General features: G+C 46.7%; 27 protein-coding genes and 7 pseudogenes. 24 read left to right on the top strand and 10 right to left on the bottom strand.

Going from position 1 to position 24,126, the window contains the following annotated elements:
* Positions 1 to 3: 3 nt before the first annotated feature.
* Positions 4 to 1,296 (bottom strand): annotated as a pseudogene (locus ACWKXN_RS09635) (PD-(D/E)XK nuclease-like domain-containing protein); the annotation flags it as partial.
* Here ACWKXN_RS09635 and ACWKXN_RS09630 point away from each other — a divergent pair.
* The 13 genes and pseudogenes from ACWKXN_RS09630 to ACWKXN_RS09570 form a co-directional block, all read left to right on the top strand.
* Positions 1,295 to 1,570: pseudogene (locus ACWKXN_RS09630) on the top strand (replication protein P); the annotation flags it as partial. The pseudogenes ACWKXN_RS09635 and ACWKXN_RS09630 sit on opposite strands and share 2 nt — an antisense overlap.
* A 119-nt stretch (positions 1,571 to 1,689) precedes the next feature.
* Positions 1,690 to 1,908, top strand: a complete 219-nt coding sequence (locus tag ACWKXN_RS09625) for a hypothetical protein (protein WP_454543715.1) — start codon at positions 1,690 to 1,692, stop codon at positions 1,906 to 1,908.
* A gap of 563 nt (positions 1,909 to 2,471) precedes the next feature.
* On the top strand, positions 2,472 to 2,684 hold the full coding sequence (gene cspE / locus ACWKXN_RS09620) for a transcription antiterminator/RNA stability regulator CspE (protein WP_063154301.1): 213 nt from the start codon (positions 2,472 to 2,474) through the stop codon (positions 2,682 to 2,684).
* Between the two features lie 489 nt (positions 2,685 to 3,173).
* Positions 3,174 to 3,398: a DinI family protein gene (locus tag ACWKXN_RS09615; protein WP_073001188.1), complete on the top strand. Its 225-nt coding sequence runs from the start codon at positions 3,174 to 3,176 to the stop codon at positions 3,396 to 3,398.
* A gap of 106 nt (positions 3,399 to 3,504) precedes the next feature.
* Positions 3,505 to 3,747, top strand: coding sequence for a hypothetical protein (locus ACWKXN_RS09610; RefSeq protein WP_223862652.1), 243 nt, complete (start codon positions 3,505 to 3,507; stop codon positions 3,745 to 3,747).
* A 39-nt stretch (positions 3,748 to 3,786) separates the two neighbouring features.
* Positions 3,787 to 4,389 (top strand): DUF1367 family protein, encoded by a 603-nt coding sequence (locus tag ACWKXN_RS09605; RefSeq protein WP_454543714.1) that lies wholly within the window; start codon positions 3,787 to 3,789, stop codon positions 4,387 to 4,389.
* Positions 4,389 to 4,595 (top strand): hypothetical protein, encoded by a 207-nt coding sequence (locus tag ACWKXN_RS09600; protein WP_454543713.1) that lies wholly within the window; start codon positions 4,389 to 4,391, stop codon positions 4,593 to 4,595. The genes ACWKXN_RS09605 and ACWKXN_RS09600 overlap by 1 nt, the downstream gene beginning before the upstream one ends.
* Positions 4,596 to 4,597: 2 nt before the next feature.
* Positions 4,598 to 4,960, top strand: coding sequence for a crossover junction endodeoxyribonuclease RusA (gene rusA, locus ACWKXN_RS09595; RefSeq protein WP_454543712.1), 363 nt, complete (start codon positions 4,598 to 4,600; stop codon positions 4,958 to 4,960).
* Positions 4,957 to 5,790, top strand: coding sequence for an antitermination protein Q (locus ACWKXN_RS09590; protein WP_454543711.1), 834 nt, complete (start codon positions 4,957 to 4,959; stop codon positions 5,788 to 5,790). Before rusA ends, ACWKXN_RS09590 begins: the two co-directional genes overlap by 4 nt.
* A gap of 145 nt (positions 5,791 to 5,935) precedes the next feature.
* Positions 5,936 to 6,658, top strand: a complete 723-nt coding sequence (locus ACWKXN_RS09585; protein WP_454543710.1) for a hypothetical protein — start codon at positions 5,936 to 5,938, stop codon at positions 6,656 to 6,658.
* A 124-nt stretch (positions 6,659 to 6,782) separates the two neighbouring features.
* Positions 6,783 to 7,007 (top strand): class II holin family protein, encoded by a 225-nt coding sequence (locus tag ACWKXN_RS09580; RefSeq protein WP_046092045.1) that lies wholly within the window; start codon positions 6,783 to 6,785, stop codon positions 7,005 to 7,007.
* Positions 6,985 to 7,479: a lysozyme gene (locus ACWKXN_RS09575; protein WP_454543709.1), complete on the top strand. Its 495-nt coding sequence runs from the start codon at positions 6,985 to 6,987 to the stop codon at positions 7,477 to 7,479. Before ACWKXN_RS09580 ends, ACWKXN_RS09575 begins: the two co-directional genes overlap by 23 nt.
* Positions 7,476 to 7,940: a lysis protein gene (locus ACWKXN_RS09570; RefSeq protein WP_454543708.1), complete on the top strand. Its 465-nt coding sequence runs from the start codon at positions 7,476 to 7,478 to the stop codon at positions 7,938 to 7,940. Before ACWKXN_RS09575 ends, ACWKXN_RS09570 begins: the two co-directional genes overlap by 4 nt.
* A gap of 14 nt (positions 7,941 to 7,954) precedes the next feature.
* On the opposite strand, the gene ACWKXN_RS09565 is transcribed toward ACWKXN_RS09570, so the two are convergent.
* Complete coding sequence (locus tag ACWKXN_RS09565) at positions 7,955 to 8,485, bottom strand: hypothetical protein (protein WP_454543707.1); 531 nt, start codon at positions 8,483 to 8,485, stop codon at positions 7,955 to 7,957.
* 66 nt (positions 8,486 to 8,551) lie between these two features.
* On the opposite strand from ACWKXN_RS09565, the pseudogene ACWKXN_RS09560 reads away from it, so the two are divergent.
* A pseudogene (locus ACWKXN_RS09560) lies at positions 8,552 to 8,745 on the top strand (hypothetical protein).
* A gap of 58 nt (positions 8,746 to 8,803) precedes the next feature.
* Here ACWKXN_RS09560 and ACWKXN_RS09555 read toward each other — a convergent pair.
* Together ACWKXN_RS09555 and ACWKXN_RS09550 are read right to left on the bottom strand one after the other, a co-directional pair.
* Positions 8,804 to 9,319: a hypothetical protein gene (locus ACWKXN_RS09555; protein ID WP_454543706.1), complete on the bottom strand. Its 516-nt coding sequence runs from the start codon at positions 9,317 to 9,319 to the stop codon at positions 8,804 to 8,806.
* Positions 9,320 to 9,391: 72 nt separating this feature from the next.
* Positions 9,392 to 9,889, bottom strand: coding sequence for a hypothetical protein (locus ACWKXN_RS09550; protein ID WP_454543705.1), 498 nt, complete (start codon positions 9,887 to 9,889; stop codon positions 9,392 to 9,394).
* 147 nt (positions 9,890 to 10,036) lie between these two features.
* Between ACWKXN_RS09550 and ACWKXN_RS09545 the strand changes: the two genes are divergently transcribed.
* Positions 10,037 to 11,026 (top strand): terminase small subunit, encoded by a 990-nt coding sequence (locus ACWKXN_RS09545; protein WP_454543704.1) that lies wholly within the window; start codon positions 10,037 to 10,039, stop codon positions 11,024 to 11,026.
* A pseudogene (locus ACWKXN_RS09540) lies at positions 11,004 to 12,122 on the top strand (terminase large subunit domain-containing protein); the annotation flags it as partial. The gene ACWKXN_RS09545 and the pseudogene ACWKXN_RS09540, both read left to right, overlap by 23 nt.
* Before the next feature lies 1 nt (position 12,123).
* Here the strand turns inward: ACWKXN_RS09540 and ACWKXN_RS09535 are convergent.
* The 3 genes and pseudogenes from ACWKXN_RS09535 to ACWKXN_RS09525 all read right to left on the bottom strand — a co-directional run.
* A pseudogene (locus tag ACWKXN_RS09535) lies at positions 12,124 to 12,534 on the bottom strand (autotransporter strand-loop-strand O-heptosyltransferase); the annotation flags it as partial.
* Positions 12,535 to 12,805: 271 nt separating this feature from the next.
* Positions 12,806 to 13,375, bottom strand: coding sequence for a hypothetical protein (locus ACWKXN_RS09530; protein WP_454543703.1), 570 nt, complete (start codon positions 13,373 to 13,375; stop codon positions 12,806 to 12,808).
* Positions 13,376 to 13,707: 332 nt separating this feature from the next.
* Complete coding sequence (locus ACWKXN_RS09525) at positions 13,708 to 14,040, bottom strand: PapB/FocB family fimbrial expression transcriptional regulator (RefSeq protein WP_454543702.1); 333 nt, start codon at positions 14,038 to 14,040, stop codon at positions 13,708 to 13,710.
* An 873-nt stretch (positions 14,041 to 14,913) separates the two neighbouring features.
* On the opposite strand from ACWKXN_RS09525, the gene ACWKXN_RS09520 reads away from it, so the two are divergent.
* The 3 genes from ACWKXN_RS09520 (at position 14,914) to ACWKXN_RS09510 (ending at position 17,296) form a co-directional block, all read left to right on the top strand.
* The gene (locus ACWKXN_RS09520) at positions 14,914 to 15,333 is read left to right on the top strand and encodes a translesion error-prone DNA polymerase V autoproteolytic subunit (RefSeq protein WP_064790993.1); all 420 of its coding nucleotides are present in this window, start codon (positions 14,914 to 14,916) and stop codon (positions 15,331 to 15,333) included.
* A 2-nt stretch (positions 15,334 to 15,335) separates the two neighbouring features.
* A complete protein-coding gene (locus tag ACWKXN_RS09515; RefSeq protein WP_454543701.1) occupies positions 15,336 to 16,604 on the top strand; it encodes a Y-family DNA polymerase in 1,269 nt (422 codons plus the stop codon).
* A 74-nt stretch (positions 16,605 to 16,678) separates the two neighbouring features.
* On the top strand, positions 16,679 to 17,296 hold the full coding sequence (locus ACWKXN_RS09510) for a hypothetical protein (RefSeq protein ID WP_454543700.1): 618 nt from the start codon (positions 16,679 to 16,681) through the stop codon (positions 17,294 to 17,296).
* A 26-nt stretch (positions 17,297 to 17,322) separates the two neighbouring features.
* Here the strand turns inward: ACWKXN_RS09510 and ACWKXN_RS09505 are convergent, their stop codons facing one another.
* The 3 genes and pseudogenes from ACWKXN_RS09505 to ACWKXN_RS09495 form a co-directional block, all read right to left on the bottom strand.
* Entirely contained in the window at positions 17,323 to 17,991 is a 669-nt protein-coding gene (locus ACWKXN_RS09505) for an SOS response-associated peptidase (RefSeq protein ID WP_454543699.1), read from the bottom strand.
* A gap of 313 nt (positions 17,992 to 18,304) precedes the next feature.
* A pseudogene (locus ACWKXN_RS09500) lies at positions 18,305 to 18,376 on the bottom strand (hypothetical protein); the annotation flags it as partial.
* 156 nt (positions 18,377 to 18,532) lie between these two features.
* Positions 18,533 to 18,943 (bottom strand): ASCH domain-containing protein, encoded by a 411-nt coding sequence (locus ACWKXN_RS09495; RefSeq protein WP_063439764.1) that lies wholly within the window; start codon positions 18,941 to 18,943, stop codon positions 18,533 to 18,535.
* A gap of 675 nt (positions 18,944 to 19,618) precedes the next feature.
* Here ACWKXN_RS09495 and ACWKXN_RS09490 point away from each other — a divergent pair.
* From ACWKXN_RS09490 to ACWKXN_RS09470, 5 genes and pseudogenes are all read left to right on the top strand, one after another.
* Positions 19,619 to 21,142: an EAL domain-containing protein gene (locus ACWKXN_RS09490; protein WP_454543698.1), complete on the top strand. Its 1,524-nt coding sequence runs from the start codon at positions 19,619 to 19,621 to the stop codon at positions 21,140 to 21,142.
* A gap of 494 nt (positions 21,143 to 21,636) precedes the next feature.
* Positions 21,637 to 21,981 carry a DUF1294 domain-containing protein gene (locus ACWKXN_RS09485; RefSeq protein WP_048979167.1) on the top strand — a complete coding sequence of 115 codons (345 nt, stop codon included), beginning with the start codon at positions 21,637 to 21,639 and terminating at the stop codon, positions 21,979 to 21,981.
* A 143-nt stretch (positions 21,982 to 22,124) separates the two neighbouring features.
* On the top strand, positions 22,125 to 22,574 hold the full coding sequence (locus ACWKXN_RS09480; RefSeq protein WP_033145699.1) for a hypothetical protein: 450 nt from the start codon (positions 22,125 to 22,127) through the stop codon (positions 22,572 to 22,574).
* A 258-nt stretch (positions 22,575 to 22,832) separates the two neighbouring features.
* Complete coding sequence (locus ACWKXN_RS09475) at positions 22,833 to 23,864, top strand: methyltransferase (RefSeq protein ID WP_045143078.1); 1,032 nt, start codon at positions 22,833 to 22,835, stop codon at positions 23,862 to 23,864.
* A 65-nt stretch (positions 23,865 to 23,929) separates the two neighbouring features.
* A pseudogene (locus ACWKXN_RS09470) lies at positions 23,930 to 24,126 on the top strand (hypothetical protein).

Here is a 24,126-nt window from a genome sequence, read left to right as displayed (position 1 = left end):
CCCTTAAGCCTGAGCGCGCAGCGCTTCGAGGCGGCGCAGGTCGAAATCGTTCAGTTCATCTGTGTAATCGGTAGTGATCGGCGCTGGCCATTCGCCCGTGTCGAATCCAGTTGCGATGGCGCGCATTGTTTTGCGGTACTCGAGCATGCCCAGTTCCAGTAGTTCGGTGGACGCCTCAATGATGGCGATCCAGTGGTAGTTCTCGTCTTTGTTGACGAAAATCCAGAAGAACTGGTCCAGCGCCGCGGTCTCGCAATACATTGCCGCGCTGAGGTGGTAGTCCCGGTCAATAATTTCCCGGTGCAGCCTGGCGCGAAGGCTTTCTTGCTTGACATTCCACATGCTGATGGTTTTCAGGTCAGCACCGATGCGTACGCCGTCCAGTTCAATCTCGAGGTCCGGACGTACACGCACTTCTAAACCTGTTTCGTCGTCAAAACCGAAGTAGCTCACTTCAACGGCGCGGCTTGGATGTGTCAGCAGCATGCCGGCGGTCGGGTGCGCCAAGAGTGCAGACTGAATTGCTCGCGCTGTGGCCAGCTGCTGGCGGGTAACCAGAATCTTTTCGCCAGGGTTGTCGCGCCAGGCATCCAGCAGTTCGTCGGCGAACATGGCATCGGGCTTAACTGATTTAACTGCCTGGGTCATGTCTGCTTTAGTACCAGACACTTTCAGCGGTGTCGGTTTCTGCGCTTCCTGTGCGACCAAATCAGGATTGATGATCGTTAATTGCTCGAGTAGCGCATCACGGCTGCCGCTGGTTTTAACCGGCACGGGCAGGGTGGCGTTGTACTCTTTAATGCATGCCTTCATTGCCGTTGCTGTTTGTTTTTGGCCTTCTTCAATACGCTGGTACTCAGCTGGGAGAGCCATATAGCTTTGAGCCGTTTCTTCCAGGCTGGCGCCAAGCGGCACTGGAGCGGGAAGGGACGCGTTATGTTCTTCAAGTAACGCTTTAATCTCTTCAGCGCTTAGCAGCGCCGGCAGGCTGGCGTTGTACGCGTCGATGAACGCACGCAGAGTTGCGGTGGTCGTAAACGCACCTTCAGGGATCTCCGGTTCTACGCTGAACTCTGCTTCGAGGTTTTCCGGCTGCAATGCAAGGGTGTGCACCAGATTTCCCATATCCAGCACTTTGGATGCTGTGCGTGGGATAGTTTTAGCCACATGGCGTGCGTTGAAGTACATCAGGCTGACGCGGGCATCTTTTACCTGGGTTGAGCTAATACCGTTTGCTGCGTGATAAACATCATTCGGCAGATCTTCGTAGCGGCCAGGCTCGAAGTAAGCCGGGTACCCGAACAGCGAGCAGTATCCCTGGCCAAAGCCGGTTTTTTACCACATCTGTCTGGAGCTGCGGCGCCGCGGAACTGATGGTCAGTTGTGTCAGAAAGAGCTCGAGCGCGAGGCTGGCGAGATTCTGGATATGTGGGAAAAGCGGGTGTTGGCAGGGAAGCCAATTCCGCCTGTTCGTCGTGCGTTGGCAGCTCCAGTGGCTCCAAATGGGCCAACACCTGCTGAGCTTTTGAAAGCGAAATACGAGCGCTTGAAAGCTGGTGGGAGGGTGTAAGTATGCCAGTCAAGATTCTGAAGATTCGTATCGCATGGTGAATGAGTTAACAGCTTTGTCTCCATTGCATGATATAACCGAGTACAAGTCGCCTTCTCATGCGACAAAGAGGCATCAGAATGAAATTAAGAATCACGCGAGCAATCGGCCTCAGTAAGTTCTCGCCACGTTGGGTTAAGGTTATCTGTTTACGATTAATTAAAAATGATATTGAGCGCTCCCTCAACGCTCTTCTGGCCACAATTGATGAATCTGAACTCACTTCGGAGCAAGTCAAAGCATTGAGGGAATGCGTTGACAGAATTAACCTGGCAAGAGGAAAGGGGATTCAGGCGTGATCACCTTAGATGCTGACCGCATGATGATTTGAAGGCTCACTTCCTGTTCTTATATTATGTTTCTCATAATATAAATTTTCTAAGCATAAGAATTTTATGATAAGTAATGATAGAAAAGGGCTCAAAGCCAGAGCAAATCAAAAGCTGGAATGATTTTGATAAGAAAGATAAACACTATATGCGTCATCGTTAGCGGTTTTTCACAAGGATGAAGTATAGATTGAATAGAGATGAAAGGGCACGGCATTTCTCCCGACAGCAAGAGTAGCGTGTGAATTTGGTACTCTCCTCAAGCAAATTTAAAACATCGTTGGATTGTAAGTTTCCTCAGTAAATCGCTGACAAATCTAATCTTGCTTAATGTCTCGTGTGGGTTCACTATGTGTCCTCGGTTTGGCATACAGACCTTATGAAAGCAGTTTTAATAAAGCAGTCCTCATTTCAAGTGTTATCCTTAGATACTCTTCTGCATGAGCCTTCTCCAAATTGCCCAGTAAGTCCTCATTTGCAATCAGGCCATGTTCGCCACAACATGTGGCTCAATAAAATTAAAGGAAGTATCTATGTCAAATAAAATGACTGGTTTAGTAAAATGGTTTAACTCTGAAAAAGGCTTCGGTTTCATTAGCCCAACTGATGGTAGCAAAGATGTTTTTGTACATTTTTCTGCTATTCAGAGTAATGATTATAAAACGTTGGATGAAGGCCAAAAGGTTGAGTTCTCGATTGAGAATGGTGCCAAGGGTCCGGCAGCTGCTAACGTTGTTGCGCTGTAATACCTGAGAGTGACCTGAACACTTACGACAGCGATGACGGCACAAGCCTGAGCAGATAAGTGAAAGTCATAAAAAACCCGCCCTGAGCGGGTTTTTTACGTTTCGTGCATGGCATGCAACAGAGGATGAACGTACTTTTTACGTCAACTGCTGGAGTGAAAAAACGAAACCGAACAGTGCAAACCCAACGATAGCGACAAAAAGAAAGCCAATAAGTAATTTCCAGCCCAACATCTTTCCTCCATAACTCTCCTTCCTAACTTTGAACGATATTAATATTAATGTTTCCTAGATCAACCGGCACGGATGATTTTCAGAGAAGGGGCCGAACAGAGCTTTTGAGCGGGAATTACTGCCAGACTATGTTCGTTTAGGGCCTTTGTTCAGACCTCTGGTATGCATTTTGTGCTTATAAAGCGTTGCAAAATCCGAGAGATACGTTTATAAATATACTGTATATGCATACAGTAATTCATTGCGGAGGGATAAATGAAAATCGAGCTAACCATTGATCGCATGAAGAAACTTCCTGATGGAGCAATACCTGCGCTCGAGTCAGAACTGCTCAAAAGACTCAGCAAGCAGTTCGATGAATGCCAGCTAACGATCAAGCGTGCCGGCAATGATGGTTTGACTGTTTTCGGGGGCGACAAGAAAGAGGTCGAACATATCGTGCAGGAGACCTGGGAAAGCGCGGACGAGTGGTTTTATTAATCGCGTGAATTTCACTGGAGCAGTTTCAAAGAGTATCGCTGTTTGCGTTCCCTTGGCTGTTCCCGATTACTGTTTACCGCGTCAATAAGTCGCTCTGGGGGAAATAGTGTGTAGTGCAGATGCCTTTAATGCAGATGATCAATGGTACGACGTGGTCAGAAGGGCCGATAACGCAGTTATCTATAGCTTCCCGGCGGAAGGGAGATATCTGGTTTATCGAGTAAATGGAATAGTTTCATTACGACCGTTACTCGAAGAGGAAGAAATATTCACTCTCAACGGGTTTATGCAATTTGCAAAACGACTGGGGTACCGAGTTACACCACCGTCTGATATTATTCTTTCATAGGCCTGAACAACCTATACCTGATGCGCCACGGAGAGAACCATGGCGCTAGAATTACAACTTATCAAACACCACTCAGGAATACTGATCCCGGCTACGCCCGAGACCAGCGATATCCTGCAATCCAAAACCCGGCTCGGCGATGTTCTTGTTGCCGAATTCAGGCGGGTACGTAATCCGGCATTTCACCGGCGCTTTTTCGCGCTTCTAAATCTAGGTTTTGAATACTGGGAACCAACCGGCGGGGCTATCTCGAGTAACGAGCGGAAGCTGATCACCGGCTACGCAAAATTCCTGGCTTCTTATGGCGGGAATGAGGGCGCGCTGATCGATGCTGCTGAACAGTACCTGGAACAGGTTGCTTATCGGCGCGTCACGAATGGCATTAGCCTGTGCAAATCCTTCGATGCTTACCGCTCTTGGGTGATCGTCGAGGCAGGGCACTTTGATGCCATTCAGCTACCTGACGGAACACTCAAAAAACATCCTCGTAGCATCTCATTCGCCAACATGGACGAACTTGAGTTCCAGCAGCTCTATAAAGCTGCGCTCGATGTTCTATGGCGCTGGGTCCTGTCCCGTTCGTTCCGCAGTCGTGATGAGGCAGAAAATATCGCCGCTCAGTTGCTTGGCTTTGCGGGGTGATGGGTATGAGACATTCTTGGTTCCATCACACCGACTGCAGCACCGAACAGGCCGACGAACTGGTCAAGCGTTACAAAGCGCGCGGCGTGCGCGTTGAGCGCAGCCTAAACCAGGATTACGTGACCTGGACTGTCAGTGCATTCCTGCCGACCTCAAATACACCAGCCCGCCCGGACAGTCGCTGGCGAAACCGGATGTGGGGGTGAACGTGAAGACATATCAAATCACTTTGCCCTGGCCGCCGAGCAATAACCGGTATTACCGGCACAACCGCGGGCGTACACACATTAGCGCTGATGGCGTTGCGTACCGTTATGCGGTCGCAAGTGTCATTCGAAGCGCCCGGCTTAATATCCGTACGGCCGCACCACTCAAAATCCGTATTGAATGTCACATGCCCGACCGCCGGCGCCGCGATCTGGATAACCTGCAGAAGGCTGCATTCGACGCTTTAACCAAGGCGGGGTTCTGGCTGGACGACTGCCAGGTTATTGACTATCGCGTTGTGAAAATGCCTGTCGTTAAGGGCGGGAAATTAGAACTCACCATTACCGAGTTGGAGACCGCATGAATCTTGAAAACACCCTCAAATATCACTTCGCCAAATCGACAATGATTTGTGACTCTCCGCGCGCTACGGCGTCAGACTCATTAAGCGGAACGGATGTCATGGCCGCTATGGGTATGACGCAGGAACGGGCAGCATTGGGTTACAGTGCTTTTCTCGGGAAAATGGGCATCAGCAACAATGACCGGGAGAGGGCGATTGAGTTGCTGGCCCAGTATGCGCTGACTAAGTGCGATCGGGTGGCGGCGCTGCGCAAGCTGGAGCCAGGGGTTAAACCACTGGTGATGCATCAGCTGGCCACCTTCGCGTTTGAAGACTATTCTCGCAGCGCCGCCAGCGTGAAGCAGTGCGATGGCTGCAATGGGGAAGGATTTATTGACGCTGAGGTTTTCAGCATGAAGTCCCACACTCCGGCAAAAGAGAAGAAGATCGTGAAGATGTCTTTGCATATGGGTGTCGAGAATATTCGCCCTTCTGAGTATGAGGTGCGTAGGCAGGTCATGGAGGTAGCGCGCGTTCTCTGCCCTCAGTGCAAGGGTAAGAAGGTTGTAAGTTGCGCCTGTAAAGATTGCCATGGACGTGGGAAAGCCGTTAATCAGGTTCTTACTGAACAGCAGGGTGTACCGGTTCTGGTTGACTGTAAGCGCTGCGGTGGGCGTGGATATGAACGAATTCCATCAACTGAGGCTTACGCCGCGGTGTGCCAGGCAACGGATGCAATCAGTCTCGATACCTGGAAGAAGTCTGTTAAGCCATTTTACGATCAGCTTATCACCAAGTTTGACATCGAAGAGGCGTGGGCTGATGCACAGCTCAAGCAGATAACAAAATAGGGCATTATTTTATCGTGAGCTATTTACTTTTCCCGAATCTGTGGTAATTTTGCTCCAATGATGGGCTTTTTATGTTCATTGTTAAAAATTCTAAACCTCGCCTTAGCGGGGTTTTTTGTTATGATGCCTCAAAAAAGGAGGTGTTATGGCTTGGCAAGGTATTCCATATCCGGTAGCCGGAAATCTGGGCTTATTAATTGAAAAGATACCGCACATTGATGTAACCACCGATAGCGGGTTTGGCTGGGATACTATTGTTGCAAGTGTTGCTGGTGCATTCATCGCAGCCGCGATACCAGCTTTAATTGCATGGTGGTCAATTAAAAACAGTAATAAAACTCTTCGAGAAGATCGAGCGGTGCAATTGAGGGATATTGAGCATGGCAGAGATACACAAATTAAATTAGCGGAAGAAAGTAGAAAGGCTCAAGTAATTGCTTCTAACAGGCTTGTATGGATAAAAGATCTGCGAGAGGCTTCCGCTGAGTTTGTAGCTAGTGCCGTTACATATTTATCCATAAGTCAAAAGTATGTTCTTGAAATTAAATCCAGTAATCATCCCGCTATTACCCAGACTGAGAAGGCGGATCTCCTAAGTTCGATTGCTCAGACTAAGATTGAATTGCATGCGGCAATGATACAATTAGTACTTCATTCAACGCGCATTCAGTTGATGCTTAATCCTGAAAGGGCTGATCACATAAGAGTTATAAATGCCATGAATCAATTAAAAACACACTCAGAAGACATGGTTAAAAATATTTATGATTTGGATGGGGAAGAAGCTAATAAATATTTAAATCAATTTGTTAGTGACATGCAGCGCCTTTTGAAAGAAGATTGGGAGAAAGCTAAAAGAAACACATAATATCTTTTGACTTTAAGCATCATAATATTATCCTCCCAGACACTGACATATCTCTCAAAGGCTGCCTTTCGGCGGCCTTTTTTTAATTTCAAGCAAGAGCACCCGCAAAAAGCGAGGTGAGAGTATGTATCGCATGGACAAACTTACCACCGGTGCTGCATACGGCGCTTCAGCCGGTAGCATCCTAAACGGCATGTTGAATGCCTACAGTCCCGAGCAGTGGAACGCTATCGGCGTGCTGGTGGGCATCATCATCGCCGTACTGACATATCTGACGAATCTCTATTTCAAAATACGCGAAGACAACCGCCGCAGCAGGAGCCGAGATGAACCCGACACTCAGAAATAAGCTGGTGGGCGCCGTTGTTGGCGGAGCCTGCGCAATCACTATTGCAGCTGTCATGTTGGGCAATGCAGATGGTCTTGAAGGGCGTCGTTATTACGCTTATCAGGATGTAGTCGGTGTCTGGACTGTTTGCGATGGCCACACCGGCGCTGACGTTCGCCGCGGTCACCGCTACACAGATAAAGAATGTGACGCTTTGCTGCAGTCTGATTTGCAACAAGTAGCAAACGCCATTGACCCGCTGATCAATGTTCACATCCCTGAGCCAACCCGCGCCGCGCTTTACTCTTTCACATACAACGTGGGAACCGGAGCATTTAGCAGATCGACGTTACTGAAAAAACTAAATGCCGGCGATGTTCCGGGTGCATGCAAAGAACTGCAGCGCTGGACGTATGCCGGTGGCAAACAGTGGAAGGGGCTTATCACCCGGCGCGAGATTGAGCGCGAAGTCTGCGAGTGGGGCCAGAAATGAGTCGAATAACAGCCATCGTCTGCGCTGCCGTTATCTGCCTGCTGGTTTCCATGACATTGGCGATTAACCACTACCGTAGCAACGCCATCACTTACAAAGACCAGTGCGATAAAGCTACCGAACAACTGACCCTGGCGAACGCCACCATCAAAGATATGCAGACCCGGCAGCGTGATGCTGCGGCACTGGATGCTAAATACACGAAGGAATTGTCCGATGCGAAAAAAACCATTAACGATTTGCGTCGGGATGTGGATTCTGGTGCTAAACGGCTGCGCATCGCCGCAACCTGCCCTGGAGTGCCCAAAGCCACCTCCGCCCCCGGCATGGATGATGCAGGAGCCCCCGAACTTACTCCAGACGCTCGACGGAATTATTTCGATCACCGGAACGGAATCGTAACCGCTGACAAGATGATTCTCGGCATGCAGGACTACATCAAAGAGCAGTGTCTGAAATGAGAATTATAATAACATCATTCTTTACCCAGACCGCTCAAGCCAGATAGTGTTAGCCCTGATATCTTGAAATATTCCAAGTCTTTGGCAATTTGCCTTCCGCGCTTAGTTCCTTCTATGCGATACAGCGTTTCTACGAGTGCACTTAGATTGGCATTATGTTCTTGCATCTCTTCAAGAGTGATAGTTTTTGAATTTTTATCGCTGTAAAGGGCTTCATCATATGGAGATTCCTCAGGCTCGTGATTTTCCCAAAAAACGAGCTTTACAGTATTGTGAGCGATTATATTTCTGATTTCTGTAAGCTCATCAATATGTTTGTAAGCCTGAATAAGCTCCTGCTGAAGGTCCGGGTGTTCTTCAGAGCATTTGAGGATATCTGCGATAATCTTTATTTTATTGCTCAGAGCTATCTCTTTGATATGTTTATATATTGTAGGTGGAGTTAACTCCTCAAGAAGGCTGCGTGTAAAAGATTCAACGGCACCGAATTCGAGAATAAACATGCCAACATGTGGTGCCCATTTCTCAATGTCTACTAATTTCATGTTCTGCTCCGTAGATGGTCTCTTGAGGACTTTATCACCCAATTAATGCCTCTGGGAGTAATAATAATTCCAGACATCTACCAAATCACGCTAACCACCCAAACAGGCGACATCTTCACGGGCAAGATGTCACGACGTCAGCCTGAGCTAGTGAATGGCTTTGTACCGCTAGCGACCGAGACGGGGGAGTGGCTGTATTTCGCGCCTGCCGATGTGAAGCGCGTGCACCGGCAGAGCAGACGGAACAACCAACGGAGTAACGAATGAGCAAACCGGACTGAGAGGACATCGAGACGGCGTTCTGGTTTGCTCAACTAATCAAGCCACGCGGTTTCCGATAGTTGCTGGAAGAGGAATCAATATTTCCCAGAATGGTTGTTGTAAAAATGTCGTGCCAGCCCAGTAATGTTCAATCTGATAGGTATAAACTAGGCAGGAATTCGCATTGTTCAAAAGTGCCATATCACCTCTGTGAATTAAATCTTCATCTGCCTCAACTTCATAAATTGGAGAGTTAGGGCTTCTGTATTGCGACCTAAATGCGACGGCTTCTGCTAATGTTTCACACGCAAAAATGCATTCATATCGTGATGGTGTAGAAGGCCGCATTGCTCTTCTATAAAACTCGAGCCCCCAATCTATCGAAAAGTTGATCTGTCCTGCTATCGCATTGGCAGAGAGAAAATAACCATCACCATGCTTTGATACTCCGCGTGGGAAAAGGTTAGTGACCATATTGTGCAATTCGATTGGCTGAATGGAGGGAGTGATTGGTCTAGCCACCATCCCAGGTGAGTAGTAATTACCTGAATCAACTGTATAGTAAGTAGTCATAAATTCTCCAGGGGAAAGCAATGGCCCTCACCGGCAAACAAGAAGTTTTCGGTCCCGAGTGCCGGGAATATATTATTTTTTTGTGGCCTTATGGGCTGCCTGTATTAAATACTCTAATTTATCTTTAATGTTGTTTGGCCAGCTGTGATCTGAGGTTTTTATTTTATGTATGTAAACATTTGCAGCCCCTATTTCAAGTAGCCCTCTAGGTGTAACATCTTCATGTAATATAATGAGTGTTGGTTTTTTTAATGTTAATGCTATGGCTGTTTCAATTTGATTCCACTCGGTCGGTAATGTGATTCCATTAGTTTCTTTATCCTTTACCTTTCCTGTTTCAATGAATATTTGCGGGAGCGCAAATATAATGGCGCATTTACACCGCTCCATCAGTTCAATAATGTCATTGAAAGGGGTTTGTAAGCATGGTTGGCTTATTCTGATGGTGTTCGGAAATATCATTAAATCATCTAATAGGCTATAAAATTTTTCTAAGTCAGATTCTAATTGCTCGGGTAGCCAATTAGGTCTGGAAATAAATACCTCCAAAAATTCGGTCTCTATACTCATTAAATGTCTCCATTAAAATAATCATAGTCAATATAATCAAATCGGAATGGGAAAACTCACCCGTTAATAGTTATGCTGAGTTTTAATCATCCCTTCGATTCACATGCTTAATATCTACCTTCAATCGAAAAAAAACCAGAGAAATTTATGGCTAAACCGGACTGGGGCGAGCTTCAGCAACGGTTCCTGTCCGAACATGCCACAACCGGCGTATCACCAAAGGAATGGTGCGAAGCGCAAGGACTGAACTACGCTACCGCCCGTCGATATATCAAAAAACCTTATGCGCAAACTGCGCAAAAACCTGCGCAGAAAAAAATGCGCACTGCGCAGAAAGATAAAAGCGCAAATGAGCTGGTGGATGATGATGGACTTACCGCTCAGCAGCGCTTATTTGTCGCGGAGTACCTGAGGGACAACAACGCCACCGCTGCCGCTGCACGTGCTGGTTATAGTGACCCAAACTACGGTCGTCAGCTCATAGCGAATCCTAACGTTGCGCAGGCTATTGCGCAGCAGCAAAAAGCGTCCATTGTGCGCACGCTTGGCAGTGCCGATGAAGTCCTCGCGCAGATGTGGCAGCTCGCCACTTTCGATGCAAACCAGCTTTCGCAGTATCGTCGCGGCGCGTGTCGTTACTGCTGGGGCTTCGGTCACCACTACCAGTGGCGCGATGCAGTTGAATTTGAAGAGAAAAGACTCGAGGCTGCTGAGCGTGACAGACGTGAACCCGAAGATTCCGGCGGTTACGGCTATGACCACAATCGAGAACCAAACCCCGAATGCCCGCGCTGCAATGGCGACGGTATTGGCCAGCCTTATTTCCCCGATACGCGCAAACTCCCGGCAGCTTCTCGGCTCGCTTACTCAGGCGTGAAGGTCGGCAAGAACGGCGTTGAAATCACAGCAATCAGCCGCGAAAGAATGTTCGAAGCGGTAATGAAGCGACTTGGGCTGGTCGATAGCGAGTTTGCACAGCGCCTGCAGCAAATTGAAATCGAACGCCGGCAGCTGGAGGTCGAGAAACTCCGTAAAGAGCTGGCCGGTGATAGTGACGACGACGAGCCAACCCCAGTTCAAATCAATATCAACGTAGTGGACGCGAGGGCGGACGATGGGGATCAGCCCGACACTTAACATTCCTCAGGCGCGCTTCCTCGCGATGCAGCACAAATTCAAAGCCTACGTTGCCGGGTTCGGCTCCGGTAAGACGTGGGTAGGTTGTGGCGGCATCTGTAAGGGGATGTGGGAGCACCCGAAGATTAACCAGGGTTATTTCGCGCCGACGTACCCGCAGATCCGTGACATCTTCTACCCGACGATTGAAGAGGTGGCTTTCGACTGGGGACTGAGCGTCAAAATCAATGAGGGTAACAAAGAGGTTCACTTCTACGAGGGGCGACGGTACCGCGGGACAACAATCTGCCGCTCGATGGAGAAGCCCGGCTCGATAGTCGGTTTTAAAATCGGTAACGCGATGGTGGATGAGCTGGACGTCATGGCAGCAGCCAAAGCGCAACAAGCCTGGCGAAAAATCATCGCTCGTATGCGTTACAACATTCCTGGTCTGAGAAATGGAATTGACGTCACGACAACGCCGGAAGGCTTCAAGTTTGTTTACCAGCAGTTCGTTAAGGCTGTACGTGAAAAGCCCCAGCTGGCAGCCCTGTACGGACTGATCCAGGCCAGCACGTTCGACAATGCGAAGAATCTACCGCCTGATTACATCCCATCGCTGCTGAGCTCTTACCCTGACGAACTGATTCAGGCCTATCTGCGCGGGAAGTTCACCAACCTTAACAGCGGGACCATTTACCACACCTTCAACCGTAAGCTAAATAACTGTTCTGACGAGATTCGGGACGGGGATCCGCTGTTTATCGGTATGGACTTCAACGTTGGGAAAATGGCCGCGATTGTTCACGTTAAGCGTAACGGCCTGCCGCGTGCGGTTCGCGAGCTGGTTAAGGTCTATGACACGCCGGCGATGATCAAGCGCATTCAGGAAGAGTTCTGGCGCTACGAGGATGGCCGATACGTTAAAAGCCGGGAGATTTACATCTATCCGGATGCCTCTGGCGACTCACGCAAATCGCAGAACGCAAGCAAGACCGATATTGCTCAGCTCAACGATGCCGGATTCAGCGTCATTGTTGATGATGCCAACCCGCCGGTAAAGGACCGCATTAACTCAATGAATGCCATGTTCTGCAACGCCAACGGCGAACGCCGCTAATGTCCTGCGCCATGGTGCATTCCAGTTGACACTTATGAAGTGCCTGGAATCGTTCGGCGTAGGGGAACCAGCCGAGCAGGTCGCCTAACGTACCTGTTGGGAATGAAATCAGTACCGGACGGTCCTTTAATTTCAGTGTTTCATCAAGCAGGGGAGTCTCTTCGCCCTGATGGAATACCTGAATACGGAAACGCACAAAATATTTCTTACTACTGGTTACCCAACCTTTATCCACATCGCAGCAGAAAAGAATATTCTCTGAATCCGCATCCAGTAGACGCACATGCCATTTCCCTTCAGGAAGCAGCACACGGGCGCCATCGTTAAAGTCATAAAAGATATTTTCAGGTCCGGCCTGTGTTGGAGTCTCAGGCGGCGGGATGAAAAATGTATTCTTCAGCGTTGACATATTCTCACCTTCAAAAATATATAAGCGTTGAAAAAGCATGAACAGAGCATTAATAATCTTTCAGGCGCCTGAGGCTATCGTCTGGGTTACGCTGGGAAGTTGCTTTTACCTGTCTAGTAATAATCATGTAACAGACTTGTAAAAAACCACATCAGTGCCCAGAGGGCACATATGACAATAAATCCAGCAAGTTCCAGAATAAAACCAGTCAGGTCTTTACAGGTGCCTGAAAACTTCTTAAAAATTTTCATTGGTATTTCAGTTGCTGCTGCTAAAGTAGTCTTTGAATACTCAATAAAGCAGACGCGGAGTAACCAGGAGCAATTACTATCAAAATATGCATGTGTGGCACCCCCATCAGAGAACGCAAGCGCAAACGACAGTTATAATATCGTTTTTGATTTTTGATCTCCGACGGTCGACGGCTTGCCTCATAGTGCATTCTGATTCTGGAAAGACATAACCGCTCATATACACGTGAGCCCAGAACATCCCGCTTCAGTTTTATCTGCTCAATAATCTTCTTTTTCAGATCTGCTGGTGGAAGCGTTCCATCAATTATCTGTATCCTGGCAAACATGTCCTGAATATTTCCCAGTTTACCGGGTACAAGGACTATAGTCTGACAGCGATTCGAATCCTCTGATGCACTGAAGTCAGTCAGTAAACGCCACCAGTTCAGCAGAGGATCATCACTCAGTGCCATTAACAGTATGTCTCCGGATTGTAATTCCACCTCCTTAAGTAATCTAACGTTATAACCATCTTCCTTGAGCAGCAATGTCAGACCGAAAACCTCATACCCACAGTTGCCGCTAATAACGATTCTTCGATGCTTCATCAGTACATTTCGTTTAAACAGTCTGAAAGCTGACCGTGCTCAGCACTGTCAGATACCCGGGCCACGCGGCAAGAAAGAATGGCTAGTGACGTTCTTCGCCTGAAGTGGGCATTTAATGTCGTGTCCCTCAACAGAAGAACTTACTGGGCAGATAAATTGTGCATTCATACATTCACCTCATCGCAAGTTGCAGAAAATCGACAAAAGTATACGTATATCCCGTGTGTAAAGGGGATGGGTGGTTTTTTTATTCGGTCTTGCTAGCTAGTAATTCCGGATGTTGGTAAAACTTACTTTATTTCACGGAAATACCGAATGATTTCACTTGGTATTTATTCCCTTTTTGTATTGCCTGAGTTTTTATAATAATTAAACAGGGCATTAACAACCTGGATAACATGTTCAAACCTGGTGATGCATGCTCCAAAGTAACCATTGCTTATACCATGCATTCCGCAGCAAGAAGATCTGGAGCGATTCAATACGAAATAATCGTGCAGCGCTCTTATGATTTTATCGCTACGGATGGGCGTCAGTTCTATTAGGCACCAGAACTCGTCGTCAGACATGCTTCCTGATGGGAGAATATGATTCTTTTTCTCCAGGAAGGAACTCTGTCGATGTTGCTGGTCATGTTCTTTGATGTATTCCACTTTCTTCTCCATTTAGCATCATCTAATTCATAACAAGGGCTGTCATCATTAAAAACAATACCATCCGGGAGCGGTGCGAAGTATACCAAAGTTAAATTTAGAGAAAAAGACGATATGGCGGCATAAGGTGCTAATTATATGCATGTTAGGATAAATAACAACCAATGAATTCGTATTTCATGGTATTTTAAACCATAAAAAATAATTTTATTGGTGTAATATGTGTTTTTTGAACAATGTTGTATTTGTTTTGCTTCTTAACATTATCAGAATTTCAAATATGTATTATTTATAAATATGGTTAGACGGTATAATTATTAATTGAGGTATTGTCATATGCTTAATTTGCTTAAAGATCAATATATCGTTAAAAAATATAACATTGCTTTAACTTGATTAACAATGCGGTGAATAAACCTTCATTTATTCTCTTAAATACAGTTGGCGGTTATAAATGCTTTGCGTTTGACCATGTCTCCAACTTCGATTACGCGTGAGTTACGGGTTTGCTAGGTCTCGGTGAAAAAACAATGAGTGGCGCCTTAGCAGTAGAACTTTGGTTTTTTGGCGCGATCTCGTAGCGGTCATGTTTATAGTCATATGTGATATGGCGGTCGGTTTCTTCGGCAGATATGTCAGGAACTCCTCAGCGTCAAATCGTCTTTCTGAGCCACTGGAGCTGTAGTGACTTGCCACTGACACTTGTTGTCTCAAAACCGGCTTAATTCAGTCCATATGAATAATTTACAAAAGTCATAATTCGAAGCGTGAGAAAAGCTTAGAAACGAAACGGCGAAGCTTTAAGCAGTGACGGTAGGGCCTGTATCTTGCGGACACTTACAAATAAAACTACTGTATATAAAAACAGTATTGCAGGTGTACATAATGGAATTCATCAGGCCAACAGAACTGCGAGAAATCATCGCTCTTCCGCTTTTCAGTGACTTAGTCCAATGCGGATTCCCCAGCCCTGCCGCTGATTACGTTGAACAGCGTATCGATCTCAATGAGTTACTGGTTACTCACCCGAGCTCAACATATTTCGTTAAGGCCGCTGGTGACTCAATGATCGAGGCGGGTATCAGCGACGGTGATCTGCTGGTGGTTGATAGTTCGCGAACTGCTGAGCATGGTGATATTGTCATTGCCGCGGTAGAAGGGGAATTCACTGTTAAGCGCCTGCAGCTGCGCCCGACCGTGCAGCTCAATCCTATGAACAGCGCCTACAGCCCGATTGTTGTTGGCAGCGAAGATACGCTGGACGTTTTCGGCGTTGTTACTTTCATCGTTAAATCTGCGAGCTAAGTATGTTTGCGCTCTGTGATGTGAATTCATTCTACGCATCATGCGAGACGGTGTTTCGGCCCGATTTGAAAGGGCGGCCAGTGGTTGTTCTGTCGAACAATGATGGCTGCGTAATCGCGCGCAGCGCCGAGGCCAAAGCGGCTGGAATTACCATGGGAGAGCCGTTTTTTAAGCAAAAGGATCTATTCCGGCGCGCTGGCGTTGTTTGCTTCAGTAGTAACTACGAGCTGTACGCAGACATGTCGAACCGGGTAATGACGACGCTTGAGGAAATGAGCCCCCGCGTCGAAATTTACAGTATCGATGAAGCTTTTTGCGACCTGACAGGTGTTCGCAACTGCCGGGACCTGACGGAGTTCGGCAAAGAGATCCGCGCTACAGTTCTGAAGCGTACGCACCTGACGGTCGGTGTTGGCATTGCCCAGACAAAGACACTGGCGAAGCTCGCAAACCATGCCGCCAAAAAATGGCAGAGGCAGACGGGCGGAGTTGTTGATTTGTCCAATATCGATCGCCAGCGTCGGTTGTTGGCTATTGTGCCTGTGGAGGATGTCTGGGGCGTCGGCAGGCGCATCAGTAAGAAGCTGAACGCCATGGGCATCAAAACGGCTCTCGACCTCTCAGAGCAGAGTACGTGGATTATTCGAAAGCACTTCAATGTCGTCCTGGAGCGAACTGTCCGGGAGCTGCGCGGCGAACCATGCCTTGATCTGGAAGAATTTGCACCAGCAAAGCAGGAAATTGTCTGCAGCAGGTCGTTCGGTGAACGCGTTACCGAGTACGAACAGATGCGCCAGGCTATTTGCAGCTATGCGGCGCGTGGTGCCGAAAAGCTTCGCGGCGAGCATCAGTATTGCCGTTTTATCTCGGCGTTCGTAAAGACGTCACCTTTTGCCCTGAATGAGCCATATTACGGCAACAGTGCCTCAGTCAAACTTCTCACGCCTACACAGGATTCTCGCGACATCATCAACGCTGCGGTAAAGTGCCTGGACAAAATCTGGAAAGACGGACACCGTTATCAGAAAGCTGGCATTATGCTGGGTGACTTCTTTAGCCAGGGAGTTGCACAGCTTAACTTGTTCGACGAGAACGCGCCGCGGGCTGATAGCGAAAGGTTGATGGAAGTGCTCGATCATCTGAACGCAAAAGACGGGAAAGGAACACTCTACTTTGCCGGGCAGGGCATACAGCAGCAGTGGCAGATGAAACGAGAAATGCTTTCACCGAGATATACCACTAGGTTTACAGACCTATTAGTTGTAAGTTGAATAATAAAATCAAAGTGTTATGCTTTTTGGTTTATATCAAAGTGAGTCATCAAAATATGATTTCAGAAATTATAGTGAAAAAGGAAGTATGGGCTTCTTTAGCCTCGCTACTACCTATTGCTACTGCTTTTTGGGCATGCATAAAATATATCTATGGTTTTCTAAGGAATGGAAAATTGATTAAGCTTCGCTATTTTTATAAAGAATATGGTGAGCATTTGGATGATGAGGACAAGAAATATATATCAAAACTCCTTAAGGAAAAGGTTATGCGGCAAGTAGTTCCCGTACCATCTGGGTCGAATAGAATGAAAATGGTATATATTTTGAATCGTTGCGACCTAACTTTATCTCTACGAAAAATTGCAATCTTAAGTCGTTACTTAAAATTTGATGGGAAACGGTTTTATTTTCTTGTTGATACCAAATATCTCCTTAAAAGGAAGGCAGCTTGGTTCGCCGGTGTAGTATATCTAGCTTATGCACTTGCACCTATAAAGTTCTACCATGAGGTCTTTTTTGGTTTTATGTCAACAAATATTGCTTATTTATTCTCATTGCTATGTGTATGTATGGCGATCTTTCTCTTTAACGCGTACCCATCTAAAGAGCAGATACAAGGCGCAAATGGATGTATGTTAAAGTTAAGTGTTTTAGATTACGAAAAACACTGTAAAAAATCTATGCAGTGATTCAATCAACTCTAAACTTTGAGATTTTAAATTTCTGATATTAAATATGGTGCTTGGTTCTTCACATTACCCACGGCGCGCGTCACAGCGTGCCAGATAAACTTGTCTGCGGGCACAGCACCGTCGGCTGCTATCTCTTCAGCTTCTTTTCCACCAACATCCTGACGCATCCATTCTCTTGCAGCTTCCGGCGACAAAACCAGCGGCCGTCGGTCGTGAATGTCGACCAGTCCTTTATCAGCTGCAGACGTCACTATCAGAAAACCCTCTGCTTCATCTCCACGTTCAAAGGGTGTGCTGCCGATCGCGGCCATAAATATCGGCTGACCGTCTGCCCGGTGAATAAAATATGGCTGCTTCTTGTCGCCTTCCTTCTTCCACTCGAACCATCCATCAGCAAAGCAGATTGCCCGGCCATGCTGCCAGAGAGGTTTGAACATCCTGCTGGTGGCCGCTGTCTCGACACGCGCGTTTATCAATGGTGCTTTATCCCACCATCCTGGCGCGTAAGACCACAGGACCGGATCGAGATGCAGCTGCTCGTCACGTTCGCTCAGCAACAGAACTTTGGTACCTGGCGCCACGTTGTAACGTCCAATAGGCTCAGGGTCGTATGCGATGTCGCGATCGGCTTCATCGGCCAGGTAAGCCAGATATTCTTCACGCGTTTGAGCTTGTGCAAAGCGTCCACACATAGAAACCTCGAACTAGATGTCAGACTTAAAGTATAGGGCAGGGAGAATAAGGGTGGCGCACTGGCTAAAGTTAGGGGCAAATTTAGGGGCAAAAATGCGAAATAGGGGCAAAAAAAGGGCACTAAAATTGTAGTTCTGGGTAGCTTTAGGGAGAAACTATTATGCTATAACCAATTGATTTAAATGAAAAAACAAATGATATCAATGAGTTGGCAAAATCAGCGTAGCTTATTCAGGTTGTATTGCTCTTTTTTGTTAATTTCTTGATTCTGTTGCATTTAGTACTACCTTCGGAGCCAGCAGGGGCAAACATTGTATGCCGCGTATGGTACGGATTCCGGCGGCGAATACCAGCACGTTTTACAGCTGCGTTAAATCTGGAGCCCTATAATGATTCACATCATGCAGGCTTAAGGGTAATGGCTAGTGATGCCGGGGTGATGCGTTATATCGACAAGGGTAGCTTTAAAAAGCCTGACAAACCTGGGAGGGCATCAGAAGGGTGCAGGCTCGCTGGGATAAGTATCACTTTTATCTCAGCTTACAGCACCTCAACCAATTCAAATTCTTCCGCGATCAGTTCCATATCTTCAGAAAAATGGCCTTCGCGGAAGAAAAATCGCTGATGCTCTTTCTGCCAGTATTCAAGGCTTAAATCGCCTTCACCCTCTTTGCGAGCGAATTCTTCATTTACATCGCAAAAACGCACCAGCCGCATTGAAACCAGCCGGATCACACAGACCGGGACATTCTGGCCATCAAGAATTATGTTGTAGCTCCCCATCCGCGGAGCAGACACATCCTGCGCGTACGAGGCAAAAGATCCGCAGGTGGCCGTTTTGATTCCTTTTTTAATAAGGTCCGCAAGCACGCTCGCCATTTCCGGGCCGTCACCCATTTGCCAGGCCACTGCGCCTGGGTACTTCATTTTTAATTCTTCAACCTGAACCATTCAAATCCCTTCTTAACTCTTAACCAAAAGAATCGGAATAGCGGTTTTAGCATAAACCCCCTCGACTGTAGAAGCATAGTCGCCTTTCCTTGCATTTTTAGTTCAGGTGGGAAGGAAAACAAAGCGTTGCGCGTATTGCCCTGGTAAATATATCCTTACGAGGTTATCTGTGTGGTGAATCTGCTGTCTGCAGCCAGGCGCGTGGCTTTGAATATCAGTAACGAGTCACCTGGATGCAACCAGCACCACGCTTTTTCTTAAAATTTTATCCCATTGGAAGGGTTTAACGTGTTCAAGCTTAGTTCATCTCTACTGGCCATTTTCCTGCTGTCAGGCTGTAGCTCCGATCTGGTTCTCAGTCCACCTAAACAACCCGAATACAAGTCAATGCCTGAAATAACTCAGTCTGTGACGCCAACGCAACAGCGTGCCATCATGGCCGGCGAGCGGCCAGACTGGTCAGAAAGAACCCCGATCAATACAATAAAGCGATATTAATAGACACTTATCCGCCAGGGCTGCCGTTCGGCGGCCTTTTGTTTCCCCTGAATCTGGTTTACGAGAACTTTTCTGACGCCTGGCATTTATTACGTTATCGACCATGCTTAAGACAATGACAATTCAATCACTTCAGCATCGTTGAAGCGGCTACTTCACTTAAATCGAGAACCCTAAATGCGCCATGCATCTATCCCCGTAGCTGCAGCCACGACAATGTTTTTGCTCGGCGTTTTTATCATCAATTTACAGGTCTGGTATTCTGCACGGGCTGATAGCCTGGCAGAGGCGCACTACGTCGTGCGGAACATGAATGTTATTCTTAAAGAAGCTCGTCATGCGACTGAGATGGCAAAGCAACTTGCCGAGAATGAGTGTGATGCTGAAGGGCAATATCGGCTGGGCACCGAGGCGGCATTACAGCCTCACCTGAGAACGATCGTTATTCTGAAAAATGATGCGGTCTGGTGCTCCTCGTTACCGGGAAACCGCGTATTGTTGGTCAACAGCTCAGTGCTGCCTGAGTCATCATTGCTCCTCGTCCCTTCGGCCAGTACCGTCAACGGTCTTCCGGTTCTCTTATATCAGACAATTCACGCCGGAAGCCGAATCATCGTTAGCATCAGCGATAGCCATATCCGGGATGCGCTGGATATGCCTTTAAATGGCGTTGAATATTCCCTGAGAGTAGGCAATAGCCTTTTAGGCCTGACAGGCGATGTGACGGCGGCAGACCCTACGAAGAAAGAGGTATTAACGGTAAAAGCCTCTGGTTATCCTTTCTCGGTACAATTCAACTCTCCACCTCTTTTTAGCCTTAAGAGATTATTCAATCGAGCCGGAGGCGTGGTGTTATTCCTGCTGATAATATCGTCTCTCTCTGCTTATATTCTTCAACGCTATATTTCTAAGGATGTTTCACCCGAAGAATCACTGCGCATCGCCATTTACAGAAATGAAATTATTCCGTATTACCAACCCGTTGTGAGCGGCAAAGAGGGAACCTTACGGGGTGTGGAGGTGCTGGCCAGATGGAAGCATCCTCAATCAGGGTTTATTTCTCCCGCATCCTTCATTCCTCTTGCTGAGAAATCCGGTTTAATTATTCCTTTGACTCAAAGCTTAATGAGGCAAGTTGCAATACACATGAATGCTATTGCGACATTGCTGCCAGAAGGCTTTCACGTAGGTATTAACTTCAGCGCTTCTCATATCGTTGCGCCCACCTTTGTTGAAGAGTGTCTCCACTACAAGCGCAGCTTCACTCAACAGGATCTCAACCTCGTCGTTGAGGTGACGGAGCGTGAACCACTCGACATTGATGAACATCTCGTTAATACATTGAATGAGTTACATAGCAACGGATTTGCCATTGCGCTGGATGACTTTGGTTCGGGTTATTCCGGTCTGTCCTATCTGCAGGATCTGCATATTGATTACATTAAAATCGACCAGAGCTTTGTTGCCAGGGTTAACGCGAATGAGGACTCAACCCTAATCCTTGATTCGGTACTGGAGTTGGCCAAAAAACTCTCAATTAGCATCGTGGCGGAAGGCGTTGAAACAGAAGAGCAGCTCGATTACCTCACACGCAATCATATCCGGTTTTTACAGGGTTTTTTCTTTTACAAACCTCTTCCTTTCAAGGAACTGGTCAAAGTTGTCTTGTCGAAGCCAAAAGTTAAGGTCAGGGTGGAATAATGTTTATTCGGTTGTTTCTGGGGAAATAAAGAGGGGGGACATCATCCCCCAAAAATGCAGACCATTATTGTTTTAACCACGGTAATATTTTGTTATGTATTGACCGGATGGTCAAATTAATTGTTTTCAACATTCTCTTTGGGATTCTTAAGCAAATGGGTGATTTGGAATATTAGCTGCCTAACGTTTAATTTAACTTTAATCAAAATTGTCGCATCCTCTTAAGATTGATGGATGCAATGATTATTGTTTTGTTAAAACAATGCGCTTACGCTGTGTTTTCGACGTAAGTTGCTTCAGGTTAATTTTTTAAGAAAAAAATGCTAGCGGCCATAGCATAATGAAATAATGCTTACTTATTACCGCAGTTTAAATATTAACCAGTAAAGGCCGGGGCGCAGTTTGCATTTAGAATAGCTGTCTCATTCTGAGATTTTCGTCAGTTAGCGTATAATGCGTCATCCAAAACCGCTAAACACTCCGTGACTCGTGCTATGACCCTTAATCGCTTTTGTTATTTACTCCTGATTATCGCTGCGATCGGCAGCCTTCTTGCTACCCATCCTCTGGTCATGTGGTTTCTGGCGATCAACGTGATGACGTTGGTCATGTATGGCGCCGATAAAATGGCGGCGCGGAAGGGGATGCGCAGGGTTCCGGAAGCGACATTGCTGGTATTTGGCGTGACAGGTGGCTGGCCTGGCGCCATTGTGGGCCAACAACTCTTTCGCCATAAAACCCAAAAGCAGCCCTTCAAAAGCTACTTTTTCATCAGCGTCGTCGTCAGCATCGCCATGATGGCTGCGGTTTACCATTTTTCTTCTTATTCTCTTTTATGAGCGTTGGCTGGGACTGCTGACGGTAAGGCATATCTTTAGTTCATTCCTCCGTCACTGCCAATAGTAGTAGGACTATTCTTAAGTGGTTGCTGTTTTTTGCACAATCTGAATAATACGTGCAACAACACGGACGACAACATCCCATGAAAATAGAATCTCTTATCCTGGCAGTGCTGGTACTCTTTTCTGCGCCTTCCTGGTCTGCTTTTCAGGAGCGGGAATATAATACCTGGTATATAAAAAATGCGGTTCTTTATGATATGACACAGACCTCGGAAGGTTTCCCGGTCATGGTGAGTGTCTCCCAGCCAGGAAGAAAATCCGCTAATTTACTGGTGTCCTATATTACTGAAGGCCGTTGCGGTGAGAAAAACCTGCCGCTAAATGTGAATGGTAAAGTACTGCCCGCCAAATATTATTGTGTTCAGGTAGGACAAAACAGAATTGAACATTTTTCAGTGGTTGATGCGGACAGCGTCAATAGCATGGTGACGCATTTAAAATCCGATTTCACGATCCTCCTGCAAAACGATATCAAGATTTGGGCTGCAAACATCAAAACGCCAAAGTTTGGACTGACGCCGAGATTTTAAATATGAAATGTTATTTCTCATGGCAGGCATTTTTCTCATTAAAGCAATTATTTACACAATAATAGTGTCACTATGTTACTAATCAAAATAAAGAGTAAGTGGCCCTGTTTTTTTACATATTTAAAGAGATTGTATGCTAAACGGTACGAAACCGCATAAATAATCCTTTCTGAAATTATGGATAAAGCTCACTACCAGACTTACGCTTGCTAGCGAATTTAAGTTGTTCAGCGCATCTTTACTGGTAAGGAGCAGAAAATGTCACAACGTAATAGTCTGGATTTGCTAAGCCGTAAAGAAGGAATGTGTTTGTTAGAGCAAAGCATGGGTTTTGTCTGGCAGGCAGCACTTCGGGCTGTCGCGGTATTAGGCGTTGCAGATCTTCTGGTTGAAGGAAAGAAATCCGTTAAGCAGCTGGCGAAGGAGCTTAATGTCGATGGCGACTATCTTCATCGAATCATGCGCTTATTGTCTTCGCGTGGGGTGTTCAACGAATTATCCGAAACGGAATACGGTCTTAGCCATTCAGCTCAATTCCTGCGTTCCGATCATGAATTTTCCTTACGGGCGGCAGTTCTTATGTTGACAGACCAAACATTCTGGCAGCCAGCGGCTAGAATGGATGAAATATTGCAAGGCAAACCTGTTTTTAATTCATTGTTTGGCAAGCCTTTTTACGATTACTGGCAGCATGATGACACGGTGACGGGAAGCAACATTTTTCATGCTGGTATGGCCTCTATGTCATCCGTAGAAAATGAAACTATTACTGGTAGCTATTCATTCCCTGAAAACGCTGTCGTTGCCGATATCGCCGGTGGGCTGGGTAATTTATTGCTGGCAATTTTACGTCGAAATCCGACCTTGACAGGGATCTTGTTTGATCAAAAAGACGTGCTTGAGCGGAACAGACTTTCACTATTGAATGATAATCGCCGATGGAAGACCGTAGAGGGCAGCTTTTTTGAAGCCTGTCCTGCAGCGGACATTTTTTTACTTAAATATATTTTGATGGACTGGCCTGATGAGAAGGCGATTCAGATACTTCAGTGCTGCAGAAATGCAATGAAAGATAACTCCCGATTATTAATTTTTGAACCGCTTATTAAAAAAGAAAATAATCAGCAGGGACGATTTGAAATTGACCTTCTTCTGTTAACAAGCTTTGATGGCGGGCGGGCAAGAACAGAGCCTGAGTATCAGGTCTTGTTTGAACAGACCAATTTGAAGCTGAACAAAATAATAGATACCGGTTCCTATCTGTCGATTTTAGAAGTCATACCTGTCTGAACTTGTCCGTCATTCCGTTTTACCGTATTCCTGCTAAGCTTGTTGGTTGGACCAGGAGCGTAAGCATGATGAACAAAGATGAACAAACCGGATTAGTGGGCTGGCGATTGGGGCCGCCGTTATTGGGCTAGTTTCAGCGCAGAAACCGATCCATCGCAACAGCATTGTTGATGAACTGGTCAGGCTCGGCAGGCAAAAAGGCGATGGCGTAGAAGATGAGGTTTTCGTTAAGGCCGCCGAGCTGGTGAGAAAAGGGGTATAG

The sequence above is a fragment of the Enterobacter sp. UPMP2060 genome (genome assembly GCF_053709655.1).
The sequence above is the reverse complement of the archived record's forward strand: the minus strand, read 5'-3'. Positions and strand labels throughout refer to the sequence as shown.